The 18,464-nt window shown below is 38.0% G+C and carries 23 protein-coding genes and 1 other RNA gene; 13 read left to right on the top strand and 11 right to left on the bottom strand.

Annotation, left to right across the window (positions count from 1 at the left end; translation table 11 throughout):
- Positions 1–7 precede the first annotated feature (7 nt).
- On the bottom strand, positions 8–592 hold the full coding sequence (locus CSB87_RS14950; RefSeq protein ID WP_002049562.1) for a 5-formyltetrahydrofolate cyclo-ligase: 585 nt from the start codon (positions 590–592) through the stop codon (positions 8–10).
- A 233-nt stretch (positions 593–825) separates the two neighbouring features.
- Here CSB87_RS14950 and CSB87_RS14955 point away from each other — a divergent pair, with 233 nt between their 5' ends.
- The 3 genes from CSB87_RS14955 (at position 826) to CSB87_RS14960 (ending at position 1,741) form a co-directional block, all read left to right on the top strand.
- Positions 826–1,167: a hypothetical protein gene (locus CSB87_RS14955; protein WP_004710011.1), complete on the top strand. Its 342-nt coding sequence runs from the start codon at positions 826–828 to the stop codon at positions 1,165–1,167.
- 107 nt (positions 1,168–1,274) lie between these two features.
- Complete coding sequence (locus CSB87_RS20090) at positions 1,275–1,388, top strand: hypothetical protein (RefSeq protein ID WP_099143572.1); 114 nt, start codon at positions 1,275–1,277, stop codon at positions 1,386–1,388.
- 32 nt (positions 1,389–1,420) lie between these two features.
- Complete coding sequence (locus CSB87_RS14960) at positions 1,421–1,741, top strand: hypothetical protein (RefSeq protein WP_004710010.1); 321 nt, start codon at positions 1,421–1,423, stop codon at positions 1,739–1,741.
- Between the two features lie 110 nt (positions 1,742–1,851).
- Here CSB87_RS14960 and ssrS read toward each other — a convergent pair.
- The 3 genes from ssrS to CSB87_RS14975 all read right to left on the bottom strand — a co-directional run bounded on the left by ssrS (position 1,852) and on the right by CSB87_RS14975 (position 3,069).
- Positions 1,852–2,036: non-coding RNA, 6S RNA (gene ssrS / locus CSB87_RS14965), on the bottom strand.
- Between the two features lie 191 nt (positions 2,037–2,227).
- Positions 2,228–2,512 (bottom strand): cell division protein ZapA, encoded by a 285-nt coding sequence (locus CSB87_RS14970; protein WP_002049540.1) that lies wholly within the window; start codon positions 2,510–2,512, stop codon positions 2,228–2,230.
- Positions 2,509–3,069: a hypothetical protein gene (locus CSB87_RS14975; protein ID WP_004710008.1), complete on the bottom strand. Its 561-nt coding sequence runs from the start codon at positions 3,067–3,069 to the stop codon at positions 2,509–2,511. The genes CSB87_RS14970 and CSB87_RS14975 overlap by 4 nt, the downstream gene beginning before the upstream one ends.
- A 64-nt stretch (positions 3,070–3,133) precedes the next feature.
- Here CSB87_RS14975 and CSB87_RS14980 point away from each other — a divergent pair, with 64 nt between their 5' ends.
- The 5 genes from CSB87_RS14980 to CSB87_RS15000 all read left to right on the top strand — a co-directional run bounded on the left by CSB87_RS14980 (position 3,134) and on the right by CSB87_RS15000 (position 8,086).
- Positions 3,134–3,766 carry a UPF0149 family protein gene (locus CSB87_RS14980; RefSeq protein ID WP_002049531.1) on the top strand — a complete coding sequence of 211 codons (633 nt, stop codon included), beginning with the start codon at positions 3,134–3,136 and terminating at the stop codon, positions 3,764–3,766.
- 67 nt (positions 3,767–3,833) lie between these two features.
- Positions 3,834–5,156 (top strand): Xaa-Pro aminopeptidase, encoded by a 1,323-nt coding sequence (pepP, locus tag CSB87_RS14985; protein ID WP_004888177.1) that lies wholly within the window; start codon positions 3,834–3,836, stop codon positions 5,154–5,156.
- A gap of 31 nt (positions 5,157–5,187) precedes the next feature.
- A complete protein-coding gene (locus CSB87_RS14990) occupies positions 5,188–6,396 on the top strand; it encodes an FAD-dependent monooxygenase (protein WP_004888175.1) in 1,209 nt (402 codons plus the stop codon).
- Complete coding sequence (locus CSB87_RS14995; protein WP_004888173.1) at positions 6,393–7,625, top strand: FAD-dependent monooxygenase; 1,233 nt, start codon at positions 6,393–6,395, stop codon at positions 7,623–7,625. Before CSB87_RS14990 ends, CSB87_RS14995 begins: the two co-directional genes overlap by 4 nt.
- A gap of 209 nt (positions 7,626–7,834) precedes the next feature.
- On the top strand, positions 7,835–8,086 hold the full coding sequence (locus CSB87_RS15000) for a hypothetical protein (protein ID WP_002049530.1): 252 nt from the start codon (positions 7,835–7,837) through the stop codon (positions 8,084–8,086).
- Between the two features lie 52 nt (positions 8,087–8,138).
- On the opposite strand, the gene CSB87_RS15005 is transcribed toward CSB87_RS15000, so the two are convergent.
- Positions 8,139–8,540: a MerR family transcriptional regulator gene (locus CSB87_RS15005; protein ID WP_004888171.1), complete on the bottom strand. Its 402-nt coding sequence runs from the start codon at positions 8,538–8,540 to the stop codon at positions 8,139–8,141.
- Between the two features lie 65 nt (positions 8,541–8,605).
- Between CSB87_RS15005 and CSB87_RS15010 the strand changes: the two genes are divergently transcribed.
- Entirely contained in the window at positions 8,606–9,247 is a 642-nt protein-coding gene (locus tag CSB87_RS15010; RefSeq protein WP_004888170.1) for a cation transporter, read from the top strand.
- A gap of 60 nt (positions 9,248–9,307) precedes the next feature.
- Here the strand turns inward: CSB87_RS15010 and CSB87_RS15015 are convergent, their stop codons facing one another.
- Entirely contained in the window at positions 9,308–9,910 is a 603-nt protein-coding gene (locus tag CSB87_RS15015) for a LysE/ArgO family amino acid transporter (protein WP_106105147.1), read from the bottom strand.
- Positions 9,911–10,016: 106 nt separating this feature from the next.
- Here CSB87_RS15015 and CSB87_RS15020 point away from each other — a divergent pair, with 106 nt between their 5' ends.
- Complete coding sequence (locus tag CSB87_RS15020; RefSeq protein ID WP_004888167.1) at positions 10,017–10,907, top strand: LysR family transcriptional regulator ArgP; 891 nt, start codon at positions 10,017–10,019, stop codon at positions 10,905–10,907.
- Between the two features lie 2 nt (positions 10,908–10,909).
- On the opposite strand, the gene CSB87_RS15025 is transcribed toward CSB87_RS15020, so the two are convergent.
- Both CSB87_RS15025 and rsmI read right to left on the bottom strand, forming a co-directional pair.
- Positions 10,910–11,296 (bottom strand): hypothetical protein, encoded by a 387-nt coding sequence (locus tag CSB87_RS15025; protein WP_004888165.1) that lies wholly within the window; start codon positions 11,294–11,296, stop codon positions 10,910–10,912.
- A gap of 92 nt (positions 11,297–11,388) precedes the next feature.
- On the bottom strand, positions 11,389–12,225 hold the full coding sequence (rsmI, locus tag CSB87_RS15030; protein ID WP_001275992.1) for a 16S rRNA (cytidine(1402)-2'-O)-methyltransferase: 837 nt from the start codon (positions 12,223–12,225) through the stop codon (positions 11,389–11,391).
- Between the two features lie 193 nt (positions 12,226–12,418).
- On the opposite strand from rsmI, the gene CSB87_RS15035 reads away from it, so the two are divergent.
- The 3 genes from CSB87_RS15035 to CSB87_RS15045 all read left to right on the top strand — a co-directional run bounded on the left by CSB87_RS15035 (position 12,419) and on the right by CSB87_RS15045 (position 14,476).
- Entirely contained in the window at positions 12,419–12,820 is a 402-nt protein-coding gene (locus CSB87_RS15035; RefSeq protein ID WP_000959396.1) for a YraN family protein, read from the top strand.
- Positions 12,821–12,898: 78 nt separating this feature from the next.
- Positions 12,899–13,609: a BON domain-containing protein gene (locus CSB87_RS15040; protein ID WP_004709989.1), complete on the top strand. Its 711-nt coding sequence runs from the start codon at positions 12,899–12,901 to the stop codon at positions 13,607–13,609.
- Between the two features lie 3 nt (positions 13,610–13,612).
- Positions 13,613–14,476, top strand: a complete 864-nt coding sequence (locus tag CSB87_RS15045) for an alpha/beta hydrolase (RefSeq protein WP_004888162.1) — start codon at positions 13,613–13,615, stop codon at positions 14,474–14,476.
- Between the two features lie 24 nt (positions 14,477–14,500).
- Here the strand turns inward: CSB87_RS15045 and nudC are convergent, their stop codons facing one another.
- The 3 genes from nudC to dnaQ form a co-directional block, all read right to left on the bottom strand.
- On the bottom strand, positions 14,501–15,244 hold the full coding sequence (gene nudC, locus CSB87_RS15050) for an NAD(+) diphosphatase (protein ID WP_004709985.1): 744 nt from the start codon (positions 15,242–15,244) through the stop codon (positions 14,501–14,503).
- Positions 15,244–16,887, bottom strand: coding sequence for a hypothetical protein (locus tag CSB87_RS15055; protein ID WP_004888161.1), 1,644 nt, complete (start codon positions 16,885–16,887; stop codon positions 15,244–15,246). The genes nudC and CSB87_RS15055 overlap by 1 nt, the downstream gene beginning before the upstream one ends.
- 133 nt (positions 16,888–17,020) lie before the next feature.
- Entirely contained in the window at positions 17,021–18,400 is a 1,380-nt protein-coding gene (dnaQ, locus tag CSB87_RS15060; RefSeq protein WP_004888160.1) for a DNA polymerase III subunit epsilon, read from the bottom strand.
- Positions 18,401–18,464 lie beyond the last annotated feature (64 nt).

Genomic DNA, 18,464 nt, shown 5'->3' on the forward strand with positions numbered 1-18,464 from the left:
ATAAAAATCATCTCTTAAAATTATAAAAGTGCTGTGGCGTGAGTAAACCATCTAATGGTTGATCCCAACTTTGACGTTCTAAGGTATGTTCAATAAATTGAAATTGATGAGCCAATCCTAAACGATAAGGTTTATGCTTTGCACTTGCTAATGTACGATCATAATAACCACCACCCATACCAATACGTGTTCCGTAGTGATCACAAGCTAAAAGCGGCATAAGTAGCAAATCAAGCTGTGACACATGTCTTCCTCGCGTTGCCATAGGCTCCTTCATACCTAAAGGATGGTGAGAAAAGCGACGACTTAAATACTGGTTTTTATTTATCTTTATCCACACTAAACGTTGATTCATCGAGCAAATCATTGGTAAATAAACTTGTTTATTCTTTTTAAAACAGAATTTGATAAGAAGATCAGTATGAATTTCACCGAAAGCGTGCAGATATAAACCAATTTTTTTGGATGAATGAAAAATAGGAAGGTAATTTAGGTAGTGTAAAACATTAAGCTGAGCCTTTTTTTGCTCAAATTGGGTTAAAGAACGTCTTTTAGATCTTAAATTTTTTCTAATAAAGCTGAGTTCATTCATGGATAAATCTAACAAAGACTTGAGATGATTCGTGCAAAATTATATCCATTTTTCTTTAGCTTCACCGAACTTTAAACGTTATAAAAACAGTCTAGTTGAATCGAAAATAAAAATAACTGTGTTCCTAAAAAGCCTCTATATAATATTTTTTAGTTTTTTTACGTATTTACAGTATTTATTTACATTTAATCAGGATAAGTATATTTAAAGATGAATATGAAACTTTAAAGTCTATGAAGTTAAAAATTTTATTGATGATGCTATGTGCTGCTTTGCTCAGTGCGTGCACGAAACAGGCAGAATCTGAGGCTCCTCAAGTTGATTACAAGACTCAATTCGAAGAGTCTGATCGAAAAATTGGCGAGTTTTTAGATCAATTAGATAGTCCAAAGACACCGCAAGAAGTTAAAGTTAAAATTTTGTGCCATGATTATCCTGATCTCTACAAAAAGCAATACATGCCTGCATTAATAAAAATTTCGCCTAAGCCTTATACCGAAGAAAAATTACTATCAGATCTGAAAAGCGCAACAGATTACTATAAGGGAAGTTTAGGAATAAAATGTGATAATTAAAGTTTGTTGTTTATCACGTAAAAATTAATAATTGTGAGTTGATTGGCATTATTTAGTTGTGCTAAATTTCTTTCTGCTCCTTATTTAAATTTTTCGCTGGACTTAAGATGCAAATATTAAAATTTTTGCAGAGTTTTAATACGGTCGGTAGCTATTTAACACTTGCCTCTATCTTGCTAGCAAATATGCAGAATTACGAAGGGAAATCGTTTTTTAACTAAGTGAAATTTAATAATTAATGTAAGGTAGAGATATGAAATTTAAAATATTATTACTCAGTTTTATTGCCACAGGTTGTTATGCTAACGATAATATAAATGATCCTGATATTTGTAATATCGTAAAAAAAGTCGCTTATAACGTAATGGAAGCAAGGCAAAAAAAAGTACCTGCACAAGATTTACAACAAATTGCTGATGGCCTTACAGAAGAAAAAGCAAAGCAGCTTTATCAAGACTTAATCAACTCAGCTTATGCTGCTAAAGTATTCAAAACAAGCTTCTTTAAACGTAAAGCCATCGAAGATTTTCAGACAGGGTGGTATCAAGAATGCTTACATCGAAATGAGCAATAAGTAGCAACAGAAATATATTTAACTTTTAAGTTTAGCTAATGAGCTAGAAAGGCAAAATACTAAAAATAGACTGACAGGTCTGTCTTTAAATTATAATTATATAATAAAATTAATGCTCCGAAGATGCCGCTGCATGTGTCGTTACCCTGAACCCGACGAGTTCAAGGTGGACGCGACGTATACTTGCTGGGTTTCCTACTCTAAGGTAGGCATACACTCTAAATATACAGAACGCAATCCATAAGTTTAAGTATCGGCAGGGGAATAGACCCGCTGGCGAACATCCCAGAGATAGCTTAAGTATAACCGATCTGGTTCCATTGGCAATCATCTGAGTTTATTGAACTGTAAAGTTAGGCTTCATTTGATGAAGCTTTGTACACTAAAAGTATATATAACAATCATGTGGTACATAAGATAGGTCAATACAAAAATGCCCTGCACTATAAATGAATAGAGCAAGGCATTTTTATTGATACAAGTCGATTAAACAGTTTGTTCAACATCTTCCAAAATAGCCTGTAATAGGCGTTCACAGTGTGTATATTCTTGCAAAGATTTATTTAAACTTAACACTTCTTGGGTAAGCTGTAAGGCAACCATAATAACAAGCTTATTGTGCTCAACACGAGGGGCACTACGGCGCATATCGTTGAATCTCTCATTAAGAAGTTCAGCTGCACGTTCAAGCTCATCTTTTTTATCTGATGTTGTTGCAAGTCTAAATGTTTGCTCAATCAGACGAAGCTCTACCATGACTTGTTCACTCATGATTGGGTCTCCTCACCAGCTTCAGCATTTGGGTGAGCAAGTTGCTGAATTTCTTGCGCGTGTTGATCTTGAGCTGTACCTAAAATTGCTAAACGTTGAATAATTGCTTCAACCTTTGCTTTGGCAAGTTCATTTTTTTGTAACAAACGGTCACGGTCTTGCTGCAAGTCGTGTAACTCTTGTTGAGTTTGACGTTGGTGTGACTGAAGTTTTTCTTTGGTAACGCGTAACTCATTACGCTCAGCCAAAATTTCTTGAAAACGATTTTTTAAATCGGTCGTACTTTTTTCTAGGCGGCTGTAACGCTCGGCAAGTGTGTTAGCATCTTGATTCAATTGTTGAAATTGACCTTGTAGCTGAGTGAGTTGCTCAGTTAGTGTCTCAATTTCCTCTTGTTTTTTAGTGATGATGCTATTTTTTTGCACAACTTGTGCGTGGTGCTCTGTTTCAGCCAGTTCTTTAGCTTCCAAGAGAGTAGAATTTTCACTCTCTAGATGATGTAAGCGTGTTTTTAAAACGCCAATATGCGCTTGTAGCCGCTGTAATTGTTCTAACATAACGAGGTCGCACAGAATTGCAATCAAAGGTAATATATACGAAGTATAGAGATTGGATAAACGAATGCAAGACGATATTTCAGGCTGGACAGAATGGAACGCTCATTTTGAAGGAATTGAAGAAATTTCAAGCCCTAGTGAGTTACATGGTTTACTAACAGGTATTGTTTGTGTGACAGAAGCGCCTACGCGTGAAGAATGGACACAAATTTTAACAACTCTTAATGTTCCTGATTTAAATGAAGAAGCTTTAGCGCTTTTAACCGATGAAACAGAAGATGTAGCACATGCGTTGTCGGAAGATGAATTGGATTATTTGCCAATGCTTCCAGACGATGAACATACGCTTCAAGATCGTGTGCAAGCATTATCAGACTGGTGTGCTGGTGTTGTTCTTGGCTTTGGTTTGGCATCAGGCCATGTTCGTGCTGATGAGCGCGAATTAATTGAACATTTGCAAGATGTGGCAGCAGTAGAGTTTGAAGACTCTGATAACGACGAAGAAGGCGAAAGCAGTTACGAAGAATTGTATGAGTTTGTACGCCTTATTCCAGTGAGCTTATCTATTGGTAGAAAGAAAGTAACAGTGGCTGAAAGTTCATTGTTGAAAAACTTTTATGCAAAAAGTAAAACTTCTACTGTAGGCACTCTAGATCAAAATATTGTAGAAATGTTTACACCACATCGCCCAAGTTAATTGAGGCGATGTGTTATTGGCTGTGTTTAATTTTTTGACTTTAAAATTCTAAATCAAGTAGATCATTATGAAATTGCCTCAAGCTGATTTTCAACATCGCAGAAACCGTCTAGCAGAAAAAATGGGCCCAAACAGCATTGCGATTATTGCGACGCGTGAGGAAATGTATCGTAATCGTGATGCGGATTATAAATTCCGTGCCGATAGTAGTTTTTTCTATTTAACGGGTTTTGCAGAGCCTGAGGCAGTTGCTGTCATTGAAACCTTTGATGACGTTACAGACTATAGCTATAGTCTTTTTTGCCGTGAACGTAATCGCGAGATGGAAATCTGGAATGGATATCGTGCGGGAATTGACGGCGCAATTGAAGAGTACGAAGCAGATGAAGCTTATGCAATTGATCTGCTTGATGAAGAAATTATTGAAAAATTATTAAATAAAGAGCGTCTTTATTATCGAATCGGACACAATGCTGCATTTGATGCCAGAGTAAGCCAATGGATCAAAAAAGCGAATGCCGAGCATCGTCATGAAGCCGCTCCAGCCCAGTTAGTTCAACTTGATCGCATTATTGATGAAATGCGGTTAATTAAATCACCGCAAGAAATTGAGTTGATGCAAATTGCCTCAAAAATTAGTGCTAAAGCACATACCCGTGCGATGCAAACTGTTCGCCCTGGCATGATGGAATATGCACTAGAAGCCGAACTCAATTATATATTTGGGCAAAACGGCTGTGTGCCTTCATATAACAGTATTGTTGGTGGTGGGGCTAATGCCTGTATTTTGCACTATGTTGAAAATAACCAACCACTCAAAGATGGTGATTTAGTTTTAATTGATGCTGCTTGTGAATATGAGTTCTATGCATCGGACATTACCCGTACCTTTCCTGTAAATGGAAAATTTAGTCCCGAACAAAAAGCATTGTATGAGGTGGTATTGGCCTCTCAATATGCGGCGATTGATGCAGTACGTATTGGTAATTCGTACCGTGAGCCTCATGAGGTTGCGGTCAAAATTTTAACGGAAGGCTTAGTTGATTTAGGTTTGCTCAAAGGTGATGTGAGTGAACTGATTGAAACCGAGGCATATCGTCAATTTTATATGCATGGTACAGGCCATTGGTTAGGTATGGATGTACATGATGTCGGTTCTTATAAGAAAGATGACGACTGGCGCCAATATGAAGAGGGCATGGTTGTTACTGTTGAGCCAGGTTTATATATTGCGCCCGACGATGAAACAGTAGATAAAAAATGGCGTGGTATTGGTATTCGTATTGAAGATGATGTAGTCGCAACTTCAAAAGGCCCACGAGTATTAACGGCCGACGTGGTTAAAGATATTGCAGATATTGAACATTTAATGGCGCAAGCTAAAGCATAATTAAACGTATTCGCCAAAGGAGCAAAACTCGATGCAACAACAAGTGATTATTGTAGGTGGGGGTATGGTGGGTTTAAGCCTTTCCCTCATGCTGGCGAAGGCTAATATCGCGGTAAAGCTATTAGAAGCTGTGAAATACCCAAACTATGATGATCAAAATGTTGCCCCTTATCATTCCAGTTTTGATGCACGTAATACGGCTTTATCGCGTCGTAGCGTACAGATCTATCAGAAGCTAGGGTTATGGGATGCATTACAACAGCATGCCACTCCAATTTTGCAAGTTCACATTACTGAGCAAGGCAGTTTTGGTAAAGCACGTTTAGTTGCAGAACAAGAAAAAGTCGAAAGCTTTGGACAAGTCATTGAGAATGCGTGGCTTGGTCGAGTTTTGTTAACGCAAGTACGCCAACAACCTTTGATTGAACTGATTGATGGCGTACAAGTAACCGCTTTAACTCAAGACGCTGAACAGGTACATATTGAAGCTCAGCGTGGTGATGAACTTTTAAAGCTTGAGTCAAAATTATTAATTGCAGCAGATGGTCGTGATTCTTTCTGTCGTCAAGCAATTGGTGTGGGTGTTGATGTCCACGACTATGATCAGGTTGCGATCGTTACGACTGTTCAGACTTCAAAACCGCATGAACAGGTAGGGTTTGAACGTTTTAGTGCATTAGGACCTTTAGCTTTATTGCCGTTACCAGGTGAATATCGTCGCTCAGTGGTATGGCCTGTTAAAAAGGGCACTGAATATGAGTGGTTGGGCGAAGAAAATGACCAACACTTTTTAGATGCCTTGCAAAAAACTTATGGTGACAGAGCGGGTAAATTTGAAAAAACAGGCAAACGCTTTAGCTATCCGCTTTCACAAGTACTTGCGCATAAACAAGCTGTTGGACGCGTTATTTTAATGGGTAATGCAGCGCATACAATCCATCCGGTTGCAGGGCAAGGTTTTAATTTATGTCTGCGTGATGCAGATGTATTGCTTCGTTATTTAGTAAATCAGTTAAGTACATCTGATGATATTGGTAATCCAGATAATTTACTTGCCTATGAACAAGCCCGTTTATCTGACCAACAGCGCGTGATTAAGTTCTGCGATGCGGTCGTTCGGGGCTTTAGTAACCAAAACCCATTATTAAAATTAATCCGTAATACGGGATTAATTGCATTTGATGTCATTCCGGGTGTTAAGCCATTGGTAGCGAACTATGCAATGGGGTTAAAAGCATGAGTGAAGTGTTAGATGTCGTCATTGTTGGTGGTGGACTGGTTGGTGGCTTAACTGCTTTATTACTTGCACAAGGTGGAGTACAGGCTACCGTGCTTGATGCTGCCCCTGTACTTGATGTTGAAAAGACATTGAGCGTGATGAATCCGCGTGTTTTAGCGCTCAGCCAAGCGACGATTCATTTACTTAAAACAGTGAATGTTTGGGATGATCTGGCACGCCAAATGCCTTATACCGGCATGCAAGTGTGGAACCTAAATGGCTATGGTGAAATTAATTTTTGCCATGAGTCTGTACAAAGACCAATGCCAGAGCAAGCTTTGGGCTCTATGGTTGAGCCAAGTGTATTGAATGTTGCTATTCAACAAAAAATGCTTGAGCAGCTAACAGATTATCGTACTCAAGTCCGCGTGACACGTATTGAGCAAGGTGTTGGGTGTTGGCATATTCAATTGGCAGATGGCACAACACTTAAAACTAAACTGCTTATTGGCGCAGATGGCGCCAATTCATTTGTACGTGAACAAGCCTTTATTGATCTAGACGTACTAGATTACAAGCAAGCAGCGATTAGTTGTGCAATTAAGACTTCTAAGCCTCATCACTATGTTGCTCGTCAAATCTTTTTACCTAGAGGCCCTTTGGCATATTTGCCGATGGCAAGTCTTGAAGAAAGTGAAAACGGCTATTGGCAGTCTATTGTCTGGACACTGCCAGATGATTATGCAGATGAATATTCGGCTTTAAGTGATAGCGAGTTTATGCAGCTTTTAACTCGAGAAAGCCAACATATGTTGGGTGAAGTGTTAGATGTTCGTTCAAGAGCACAATTTCCATTGAAAGCGCGCGCTGCAAAACAATACGTTAAAGCTGGCCTAGCCCTAATCGGTGATGCAGCTCATGTGATTCATCCACTTGCTGGACAAGGGGTGAATATTGGTTGTTTAGATGCAGCGGTACTCTGTGATGCACTATTGCATGATTTAGGCCGTGGCGTATGGGCGCATGAACAAACCTTAATGCGTTATGAACACCGCCGTAAAGGACAAAACGATGCGATGATGCATAGTATGTCGGCTATCGGTTGGTTGGAAAGTTCTGAGCTATTTCCATTGATTTGGGCCAGAAATGCCGGACTCAAGCAGGTTGAACAAATTTCACTCTTAAAAGAGCGTTTTATGCAACAAGCAAATGGTTTAGGGGCTTTACAAAACACCCAGTATAGTCGTTAAAATAATTACGAAGTTTATGCTCTACTGGTCTAAATAAATATCAGTAGATATTTTTTAAACAATCATTTATATATCATTACCAAATCGGTCAGAAAAGATACGGATTTGACCAATTTGGCTCTTTGCTAAATGCAAAGAGATTGCTAAATTTCTGAGGTCTCAAAGACCATAGCGATGATGCAATACAAATCATTGTGGGGAGTGTAAATATGACAGATATCAATGATTATGAAGATGCAGAAGATTCTGCTGTAGATGAAGATGAAGCCAAAGCGGCTGAGAGTGGCGCGGCTGACGAAGAAGCAGGCAACTTAACTGATGCTGATCTTGCTGAAGCAGAAACGCTTACCGTAACTGCGAAACAAAAACAGCGCCAAGCATTGGAAGATGAAGTTGCTGCATTTTTAGCTCGTGGTGGGAGAATTACTGAAGTTCCGCCAGATGAACATAGCGACCTTTAATAATAAAAAAGCATCACATGAGTGATGCTTTTTTATTGGCTTTTAGGTTGAGTTAAAGGTTGTTTTGCAGCTCTTTTAAAATGCCGCATTCGTCTACTGTACGGTCGGTCGAGCAATGTTGTTTTAAATCGATGAGTGTTTCTTTTAAAAGCAAAAGTCGTTCAATTTTTTCCGATACTTCAATCAAATATTTATTCACCAAATTATCAATTTCCGTACATGCCTGCTTTGGCTGAGCTTTCATTTCTTTTAACGTTTTAATATCACTAAGAGAAATATCTAATTCGCGGCAATGTTTAATAAATAATAGGTCCGCAAGTGTTTGATCTGTGTAAACACGATAATTATTTTCTGAGCGTTGAATACGGTCGAGTACACCTACTTTTTCGTAATAACGAATAGTGTCGATTGGAACATCTGCTTTTTTTGATAATTGGCCAATAGAAAGACTCATAAGACTTGACTCTGGAGCTACTCAAGGGTTTTTAATGACTATAAAAGAGTTCTTGAGGAAATAAAATGGCCGGATGTGGATGTGCTTCAACATGTTCACCTACAAAGAAAGTCAGCCCACGCTTTAAAAAAGCGCTATGGATTGCACTTGTGATTAATGCACTCATGTTTGTAGTTGAAATTGTAGGTGGCTACAAAGCTCAATCTGTTTCATTATGGGCAGATGCATTAGATTTTGCAGGAGATGCAGCAAATTATGCTTTGTCTTTAGTTGTACTCTCGATGAGCCTTTATTGGCGCGCAACCGCAGCTCTTATTAAGGGTATTACGATGGCCGCTTTTGGTTTCTTCGTCATTGCAAAAGTGGTATGGTCATTTTTTCATGGTGTTTCACCTGAACCGATGGTTATGGGGGCAATTGGGGTAATTGCTTTAATTGCTAACGTTTCAGTTGCTTTAATGCTTTATGCATTCCGCGATGGCGATGCGAATATGCGCTCTGTCTGGTTATGCAGTCGAAATGACTCTATTGCCAATATTGCTGTAATTTTAGCGGCGGTTGGCGTATTTGGAACAGGCACTGTATTTCCGGATTTATTAGTAGCCTTTGTGATCGCATATTTAGGTGTTTCTTCGGGTTATGCTGTGATTAAGCAGTCATTACAAGAAAGAAAACAATCAAAGATAATGTTGAGCTCAGAAGCTTAATTTTGATCGTATAAACAAAAAAGTACCATTTAAGCATGGTACTTTTTGTTTTTGAATGCATTAGATGAGAATTGATATTGCAATACTCCACATAACGCAACCAATAATAAAATCTAAAATTTTCCAAGCTTTGGGATTGATAAATAATGGTTTTAGGAATCTTGCACCATAACCCAAACTGAAAAAGAAAATCCAAGAAGCAAGTATGCTGCCTAAAGCAAAACTAATTTTATCTTCTAGCTGTGTTGCAACCGAACCAATCAGCACAATAGTATCTAAATAAACATGTGGATTGAGCCAAGTAAATGCCAGACAAATCACAAGTGCTTGGGTTAAAGTCTGCTTTTGGCTGCTATCAAGTTCCATGCCTTGATTCGTTTTAAACGCGGCATAGAAGGCTTTTGCACCATAGACAAATAAAAACGTTGCTCCTAAATATTTCGCGACTGTAATTAAGATAGGTGAAGCTGTCATAATTTCGGCAAAACCTAATACACCGCAAGCAATTAAAATCGAATCGGACAGTGCGCAGATTAAACATAACCAAAATACATATTGCTGTTTGAGCCCTTGTTTTAGAACAAAAGCATTTTGAGCACCAATCGCTACAATTAGGCCGCTACCAATACCTAAACCTTTAAAAAATACACTCAGAGAAAGCATAACCATTAAGTAGAAAAAATCAGATGCGGGAATTATCTGTCTTTTTATAAAGAAATAAGTAAAATTAAGAATATTTAGGTTTGGCTAAAAATAATTTAGGTTTTATATGTTGGATAGTAAGCAGTGTGAAGCTTTTCTTGCGGTTGCAGAAGTCGGAAGTTTCGATGCAGCAGGAGAACATTTATGTATCACTCCATCTGCTGTATCACTACGTGTACAAGCACTAGAAAAATATTTAGGGCAGATTTTAATAATACGTGGCCGTCCATGTGTGCTTACACAAGCAGGGCAAACCTTGCTACAACATTTAAGGCATACAAGATTAATGGAGCAAAATCTATTACAGGGCTTAATGGGAAAATCATCCGAATCGGAATTTTATAAAATTGCGTTGGCTTCAAATGCAGACTCATTAGCAACTTGGCTTTTACCCAGTATTCAGCAAACACTTTTTAAAGAAAAAATAGTGTTAGAGCTAAAAATTGATGATCAATCACACACACATACTTTGCTAGAAACAGGGCAGGTCAATGCATGTATTACAGCAGAAGAGCAAGTGATGGCGGGTTGCTTAGCTCAGCCTCTTGGTAAAATGCGCTATAAAATGCTGGCATCGGCCGAGTTTGTAAATCGGTGGTTTAGTGGTGGAATTAACCGAGAAGTTTTAAGAAAAACACCGGCGGTTATTTTTAACCATAAAGATTTAATGCATTCAGAGGTTTTATTAAAAGGATACGGTTTACCAATGCAGAGTTATCCTTATAGTTTTATTCCGGCAACAGATGCTTTCGTTAAAGCAATTCAACTAGGTTTAGGTTATGGCATGGTGCCCGAGCTTCAGGTTCAACCATTACTCGAAAATGGAACACTTATTGATATTATGCCTGAGGCTCAACTTGATGTTCCTTTATATTGGCATCACTGGAAAAGACAGTCGAAGCAACTCGATGTACTGACTGAAACGATTGTTCAGTCAGCAAAAGAGATATTGAGATAATTTTAGATCTTAGTTCTTAAATGACGATTTGAGATGTGTTGAACATAAAATTCTATATCTTGTACTGAGTAACCTAAAAGTTGTCCGATTCTACGGTCGAGTTCTAGGCGCTCTTCAAGTTGAGTTGCTTTTAATGAATTTTCAATACATAACATGAGTTCATTCAAATCTGCTAAAGAAGCATCTTTATAGATCAGCATAATTGAAAAGGGGAAAGGCAGAGAAGTTTCAATGTCTTTACTGATCATAGATAAAGACCCTTGCTCAAGATGTTTTATAAATTCAATAGGTAATAACTCATAAAAATAAGCGATAGGTTTTTTGCCTGAAAGTAATAATTCTAGTTCTTGCCCTTCATGTGGGCCAAGCTTTCCAAGTGACTCAGTCATATCACTACTCTTGTTTTTATCTTTAATATTGTTATGCAAAATTCATGCACGGTGATGACATAGGCGTTGGTCATCACCGTTTAGTTAATAAATTAAGATTGTGTTAACTCAAGCGCACGTTGATAAGCGACTTTTTTCTTAATACCCGTTAAATCGGCAGCCAGTTGAGATGCCGCTTTAACTGATAAGTCTTGAAGTAAGCGCTTTAAAAGTTCATCTAGTTTTTCTTGTTCCAGATCTGTTTTTTCTGGTGCACCGCCAACTACAAGAACAATTTCACCTTTTTCTTGGTTATGGTCATTTTCAATAAAACTGACCAGATCTTTTAAGGTCATTTTTTTGATCGTTTCAAAAGTTTTGGTAATTTCACGTGCGAAACCCACAGGGCGGTTTTCACCAAATACTTCAGCCATATTTTTGACGCATTCTAAAATACGGTGTGGTGCTTCATAGAAAATTAAGGTCTGAGTTTCATTTTTAAGCTTTTCGAGTTGCGAAATACGTTGAGAAGCTTTTGATGGCAAAAAGCCTTCAAAACTAAAACGGTCACTTGGTAAGCCCACAGCACTTAACGCAGCAATTGCAGCACATGCACCCGGTACAGGCACAACTCTAATGCCATTTTCTTGAGCAGCTCGAACCAGTTTGAAACCTGGGTCACTAATAAGTGGTGTGCCTGCATCACTAATCAAAGCAATATTTTCACCAGCAAGTAGCTTTTGAACTAACTGCTCAATTTTATTACTTTCATTATGGTCGTGGCATGCGGTAAGTGGGGTAGATATATTATAGTGTTTGAATAATTGAGCTGACTGGCGTGTATCTTCGGCAGCCACAACAGAAACTGATTTTAAGATATCAATTGCACGGAAAGTCATATCATCTAAGTGCCCGATTGGGGTGGCTACAACAAATAACTGAGCACTCATTTGGTTTTTACTCCGTACAGATAAACAATTTTAATCGGTTAGTGTACCCGAAATTCTGTTTTTGGCGTGAACAATGTCAGTAGGCTTTTTATTTTTCAAAACATTTGCTTTTGATTTACTCAATTCAAAATATAAAAACGCAGAATCGGTATTAAGAGCATTTACATTTAAAAAAGGGGGAAACAAAAAAATCATGTTAGTTGCACAGCAGTTGGGCCAATGGGCTGAACAAACAGCACTAAAACTTTTAAAAGAACAAAATTATGAATGGGTCGCTAGTAATTATCATTCACGCCGTGGAGAGGTCGATCTGATTGTAAAACGCGGTAACGAATTGATTTTTGTTGAGGTAAAAGCGCGAGGGCAGGGAAATTATGGTCAAGCTTGTGAAATGGTGACTTTAAGTAAACAGAAAAAAATAATTAAGACGGCGATGAGGTTTTTACAGCGCTACCCATCTTATCAGGATTTTTATTGTCGTTTTGATGTGATTTGTTTTGATTTTCCACAGAAAATTGCAAAAACAGTACAGCAAGACTTTTCGAAATTCCATTATGATCTGCAATGGATCGAAAATGCATTTACTTTGGATTAAGAGTTCATTACTCTTTTGAGCAAATTAAAACCGATGTTTATGATCAAGCCAAGAAGAGATTGATAGGAGTCTGGTGGAGTGTTGAAACGTATTGCTGTAACAGCGCTTTGTGTCGCAAGTTTGTCAGGTTGCGCAAGTTTTATTTCTGGTGGAACAGGTACAGCTCCAGTTGGAACAGATAGTGGTGTACGTAGCTTAGGCCAAGTATTTATTGATTCTTCAATTAAGCGTACAGCGAATATTAACCTCTATAAGCTTGATCAGCGTTTTAAACAATCTCGTATTAACATCGAAAGCTTCCATAGCACAGTATTGTTAACTGGTCAGGTGCCAGATCCATACTTGAAACAGTTGGCAGAAGATAACGTTAAAGCCATGAGTGATGTGAAAGCTGTACATAACTATATTACAGTGGGTAACAAAGTAAGCTATAACACGATCATGCAAGATGCTGGGGTAACCGCAAATACACGTGCTTTATTAATGAAAGCGCCAGTTGTATCGGACAGTAAAGTACTTGTCCATACCGAGGATGGTGTTTTATATGTAATGGGTCGTTTAAACACAGCTGAAATTAATGACTTAAACAATGTGCTGCAAAATGTCGGTAACGTGACTAAGATTGTAACGCTTATTGATAACATTGATTTAGCGCCTGCTCCGGCAGCATCGACTGGCAACACAACAACTACGCCGGTAATTAATAATGTTCTTGCTCAACCAACAGTTCAAACTCCTGTTGCAATTGATCCGGACCAAACAGATCCAGCATCATCTACTGCACAATAAAATATGAACCTGATTGAACAATTACAAAGTAAAATTGAGCAGGCGAGAACTCTTTATAAAGAGTTCCGCCTGTATGATTTGGGGAGCTTTGCTTTAAACCGTTTTACACCAAAAGATGGTTTTGAGCAGGTTTTAAATGTGCGTTATGGCTTAAAGCCTCGCCATCGTCTAGATATTTATCGTTCTACTAAACGCTTAGCTCATCGACCACTCATTGTTTTTGTACACGGTGGTGCTTGGCAACATGGTAATAAACGAGACTATTTATTTATTGGCGAAGCATTTACAAAAGAAGGTTATGACGTTGCTGTCATTAACTATCAACTTGCGCCAAAAAATATTTTTCCAAGTTATGTAGATGACTTAACGCAAGCGTTAAATTATTTGCATCAAAATCAGGAAAAACACGAAATCTCGACTGAGAATATTGTGCTTATGGGACATTCGGCAGGTGCATTTAATGTAATGTCGGCTGTTTATCACCCTGACTCACCTAAGATTGAATGTTTAGGGAAAATTAAGGCAATAGTCGGATTAGCTGGTCCGTATCATTTTGATTATAAGGGTGATCCGCTTGCTGAAGATGCTTTTGATCAAGGTGTTTCTTATAAAGAGGTGATGCCTTATTATCTTGTAAAACAAAATAATATTAAGCATTATCTACTCATGGCTGAAAATGATCAGCTCGTAAAGCAGCATAATACTTTGGATATGGATCAAGCCCTTAGAGAGAAGGGAAATCATAGTCATATTGCTATTATCCCTAAAACTGGCCATATAACGATTTTGGCCAGTCTATCGAGTTTTGTAAGTCACTACTTCAGAACAAAACGAACCATTTTGCACTTTCTTGATGAAGTATTCTAAAACATCTGTTTGAGAGCGCGCAGATTACTTTGCTTGAGTAATCTGCGTAATCATTGCGTGTGCAATACTGCCTTTAAATGGAATTTCAGGAAGCTGATCAAATTTAAAGAACTGCGCATCGGCAATTTCATCTTCCTGCAAAGAAATTTCACCTGACTCATATTCAGCTCTAAACGCAATCATAAGATTACTTGGAAACGGCCAAGGTTGACTTGACATATATTGGATATTTTTGAGTTTAAGCCCCACTTCTTCTAAAGCTTCGCGTTGAACAGCTTCTTCAAGAGTTTCGCCAACTTCGACAAAACCTGCAATCAAACCATACATGTTGGTTTTATTGTGAATTGATTTTGCTAATAAGATTTCATCATCACCTTTAGTAATGATAGTAATGATACATGGGTTTACGCGAGGGTACTGATGATAACCGCAAGCAGGGCATACCATTGCATATTCGGTTGAGTGGACTTCGGTAGCGTGTCCACAGTGGCTACAAAATTTGTGATTACGTCGCCATTCGAGCAACTGTACAGCACGACTTGCCTGTAAAAATTGCTCTTTTGACCAGTTGGAAATAAGTTGACGAATTGGAACGAGTTGCAGACCTTCCGGTATAGCTTCTTCACTCAGCAGGTCACGTGCAATGACCTGTTCGTCATGAGTGAAAAGCAGATCACTTGCTAACTTTTCGACTTTGGGTAATTGGAAGTTTTGGTCAACCAATAATTGTTGGTGATGAAAAATATAAGCAAGTGATAATTCAGACATTAAGCTGCCTTTTTTTGAAGTTGTTGACTACTTAGCAATGCTACATCAAACATGGATTGTAGAACAGGCTGTTTATTTTTTAAATTGTCAACTAACATATCTAGTCCAGCTAATACGTTAAAAATACAGTGAATCTGGTCGTGACTAAAAGGTTGGTTCTGTTCGATTTGCTGCTGTACAAATTTAGCAGTTTCAAGCAGAGCATTTTGTTGAACCGTACTTCCTAAAAATTCAGCCGCGCCAGCCAATTCTTTTAATGAGCCTGCAATCGCTTCAATATTTTGAGTTTGATCGTTGGCATATAAGGTCAAACTTTGGCATACAAAATCGATTAAATTTTTTGTCTCATTTAATAACATTTCATGTGCTTCATCTAAGCGATCTAAAGAAATATTAGTGTTGTTCACACGAATTTGTAGACGGTTGGATGAATAATTGCGTACTAAAATACCAATAGCGTTCATAGCAGATAAAATGCTCTTCATGAGCTGCTGAGCATAGTTTTCATTACTCAATATATTGATTTGACTTAAACTGCTGGCTTGTTGGGAAAGCTCTGAAGCAGCTTCATTTAAGTTAAGTAATTTAAAAGTATGAGCAAGTTGCATAAGGCTGCTTTGAAGTTGCTGAGCCTTTTCTGGCGACATGTTTTGGTAGTTATATTCAATATCATTACGAACTTTATTCATTTCGCTTAAGATTAATTGACTGACCGTTTGCATGGTATCAAAGTCTGGTCCATACAAATGTTGGCTCAGTGCTTTAAGTTGAGTGTCGGTGAGAAACTCATGACCAATGTTTAGTTGCCCACGAATTTGCTTTGCGAGGTGATCTTCTTGTCCAATTACAATACTGATGATATCTGCTAATGCAGTTAATTTTGCTTCAAAGCTTTCTGGCGATGCTAAAAATAGGCCTATAGCATTTTCAAGATTAATCAATACACGTAAGCGAGCATCATTTAAAACAAGTTCATCAATATGATTAAAGGTGGAGTTCACTAATTGCCAATATTGTTGGCTTGGTTGACCATGAGCCATACTGATTAAATAGCTACCAACAAGTTTGAATGCCTGAAAGTCTCGAGCACTTTCAGTTTTATTTAAAAACTGATGCAAAGATAATTTATAAAGTTGATGGATAAATTGAGTTTTTTCATTGATGAGCACTTCGGGTAACGGTAACTCAAGTGAAGTTGTTGTAAGGTTTGAAGCAATCTGCTGGCCAGATGAAGTTAATGGCTTGTTTAAGGCTTTTTCTAAATTGTTTAGAGTGTCCAAAAGAAACTGAGGGACTTCAACTTCACGTAAACAAATAAACTCAATATAGCGTTTCACCATAGTCGTGCCTTCACTTAGAGCAACAACCTCATCGGTGTTGATGTGTTCGGGCTTAGCCATAATTTTTTGCATCAACTCGGTTGAATATTGAGTGATTTTTGCTAAATAGGGGATATCAATGAGGCGTAATACTTGAGTGCATTGTTTAAATTGTTCTAATGCATCATCAATACCAAAAGGGAGAGCCTGCTCTTCAATTAATGTACTTACAGCACCTTCCACCAGTTTTATTGAGTTATCAATTTCATTCTTGATAATAAGTAACGCTGTTGGATCAAATTGGATCGAATTATGCTCAGACATAAAAATTCCCCTTTGCAAAAAAAATCAATTGTTATATTCGTCATGGCTCAATATTTTGAGCTAAAAATCTATATGACTAATATAACTTAACTTGCAAAAGGGGAAACTAAAAAAACATTAGAGAATCAAAAATTTATTTTGCAAAAAAGCAAGGTTCTCCATGTTTTTTCTCAAATTCTTTGACCCAAGTCTCATGTATGTTCAACTCTTCATCTGAAGGGTAAATAACGGGTAAATCAATTTGAATTCTAGCTTTGGTTGTTTTTTGTTGATCACTTTCGCTTTGAGAGAGCGCATCCATATCAAAGGAAACTTGACCACCAGTCATTGCCAAGTAAACATCAGAAAGAATTTCAGCATCGAGTAACGCACCATGGAAGGTACGGTCGCGCGCTGGAATTTCATAACGTCTAACTAAGGCATCAAGTGAGTTTTTCTGTCCAGGATGCTTATTTTTGGCTAAAGCTAAAGTATCGGTAACTTCACAAACTTCTGAAAGAGCAGGTAACCCAACACGTCTAAACTCCATATCTAGGAAGTTCATATCGAAGGTTGCGTTATGAGCGATAATTTCTGCACCCTTTAGATACTCAAATAAAGTATCTGCAATGTCCGCATAGACAGGTTTATCTTTTAAGAAATCATCACTGATACCGTGAATGTTTTCTGACTCACCCACTGGTTTTTCAGGGTTAATATAAATATGAATCGAACTGCCTGTAAGCTTACGGTTAATCATTTCGATGGCGCCGACTTCAATAATACGGTCGCCATCTTGGAAATAAAAACCAGTCGTTTCAGTATCGAGAATGAGCTGACGAGGGCCTTGTAATTTAAGCTTTGCTTCGGTAACAATAATTTGAGGATGAATATTGCTACTTTGTTGCTTTGTTTCTTGCTCTACAGCTTCAATCTCATTTACTTCTTCGTCTAAAGTATTCATCTCAACTTCTTGTGATGGTTCAAGAGCCACATCTTCATCTTCGCTTGTTTCAACCAGATCAAACCCGAAAGGATCATCTAGCAACCAGTCCTGTTCAGGCTTTTTTATATCTTGCGGTGCAGCCACAGACTGTGGTTGCTTGATTTCTTGAGCTGTTTTATCTGCACCTAAATTTGCAAGTTGGTCTGCCATTTCATTGCCAGGATGTCCTGCATGACCTTTAATCCAGTTCCATTCAATATTTCTACCTGCGCAAACAGCATCAAGTTTTTGCCATAGGTCAGGATTTTTAACATCTTTCCAATTTTTCTTTTTCCAGCCATGAATCCATTCTGTAATGCCTTGCTTTACATAATTTGAGTCTGTCCAGACAATTAATTGTGCATCAGGAGGGCAAAAAGAAATTCCTTCAATAGCCGCAGTAAGTTCCATACGGTTATTGGTTGTGTCGGGTTCGCCGCCAAATAATTTATGTTCACCCTGTTCGGTAATGACATATGCACCCCAACCACCTAAACCGGGATTGCCACGACATGCACCATCAACATACAGTGTGATTGTTTGAGACATAAATCGAAACCTAAACTGAAAGAAAAAGAACTGAATATGGTGTATTGTATACGCAAAAAGTTCG

This window comes from Acinetobacter sp. AR_0276 (assembly GCF_003000705.1).
Classification (GTDB): domain Bacteria; phylum Pseudomonadota; class Gammaproteobacteria; order Pseudomonadales; family Moraxellaceae; genus Acinetobacter; species Acinetobacter nosocomialis.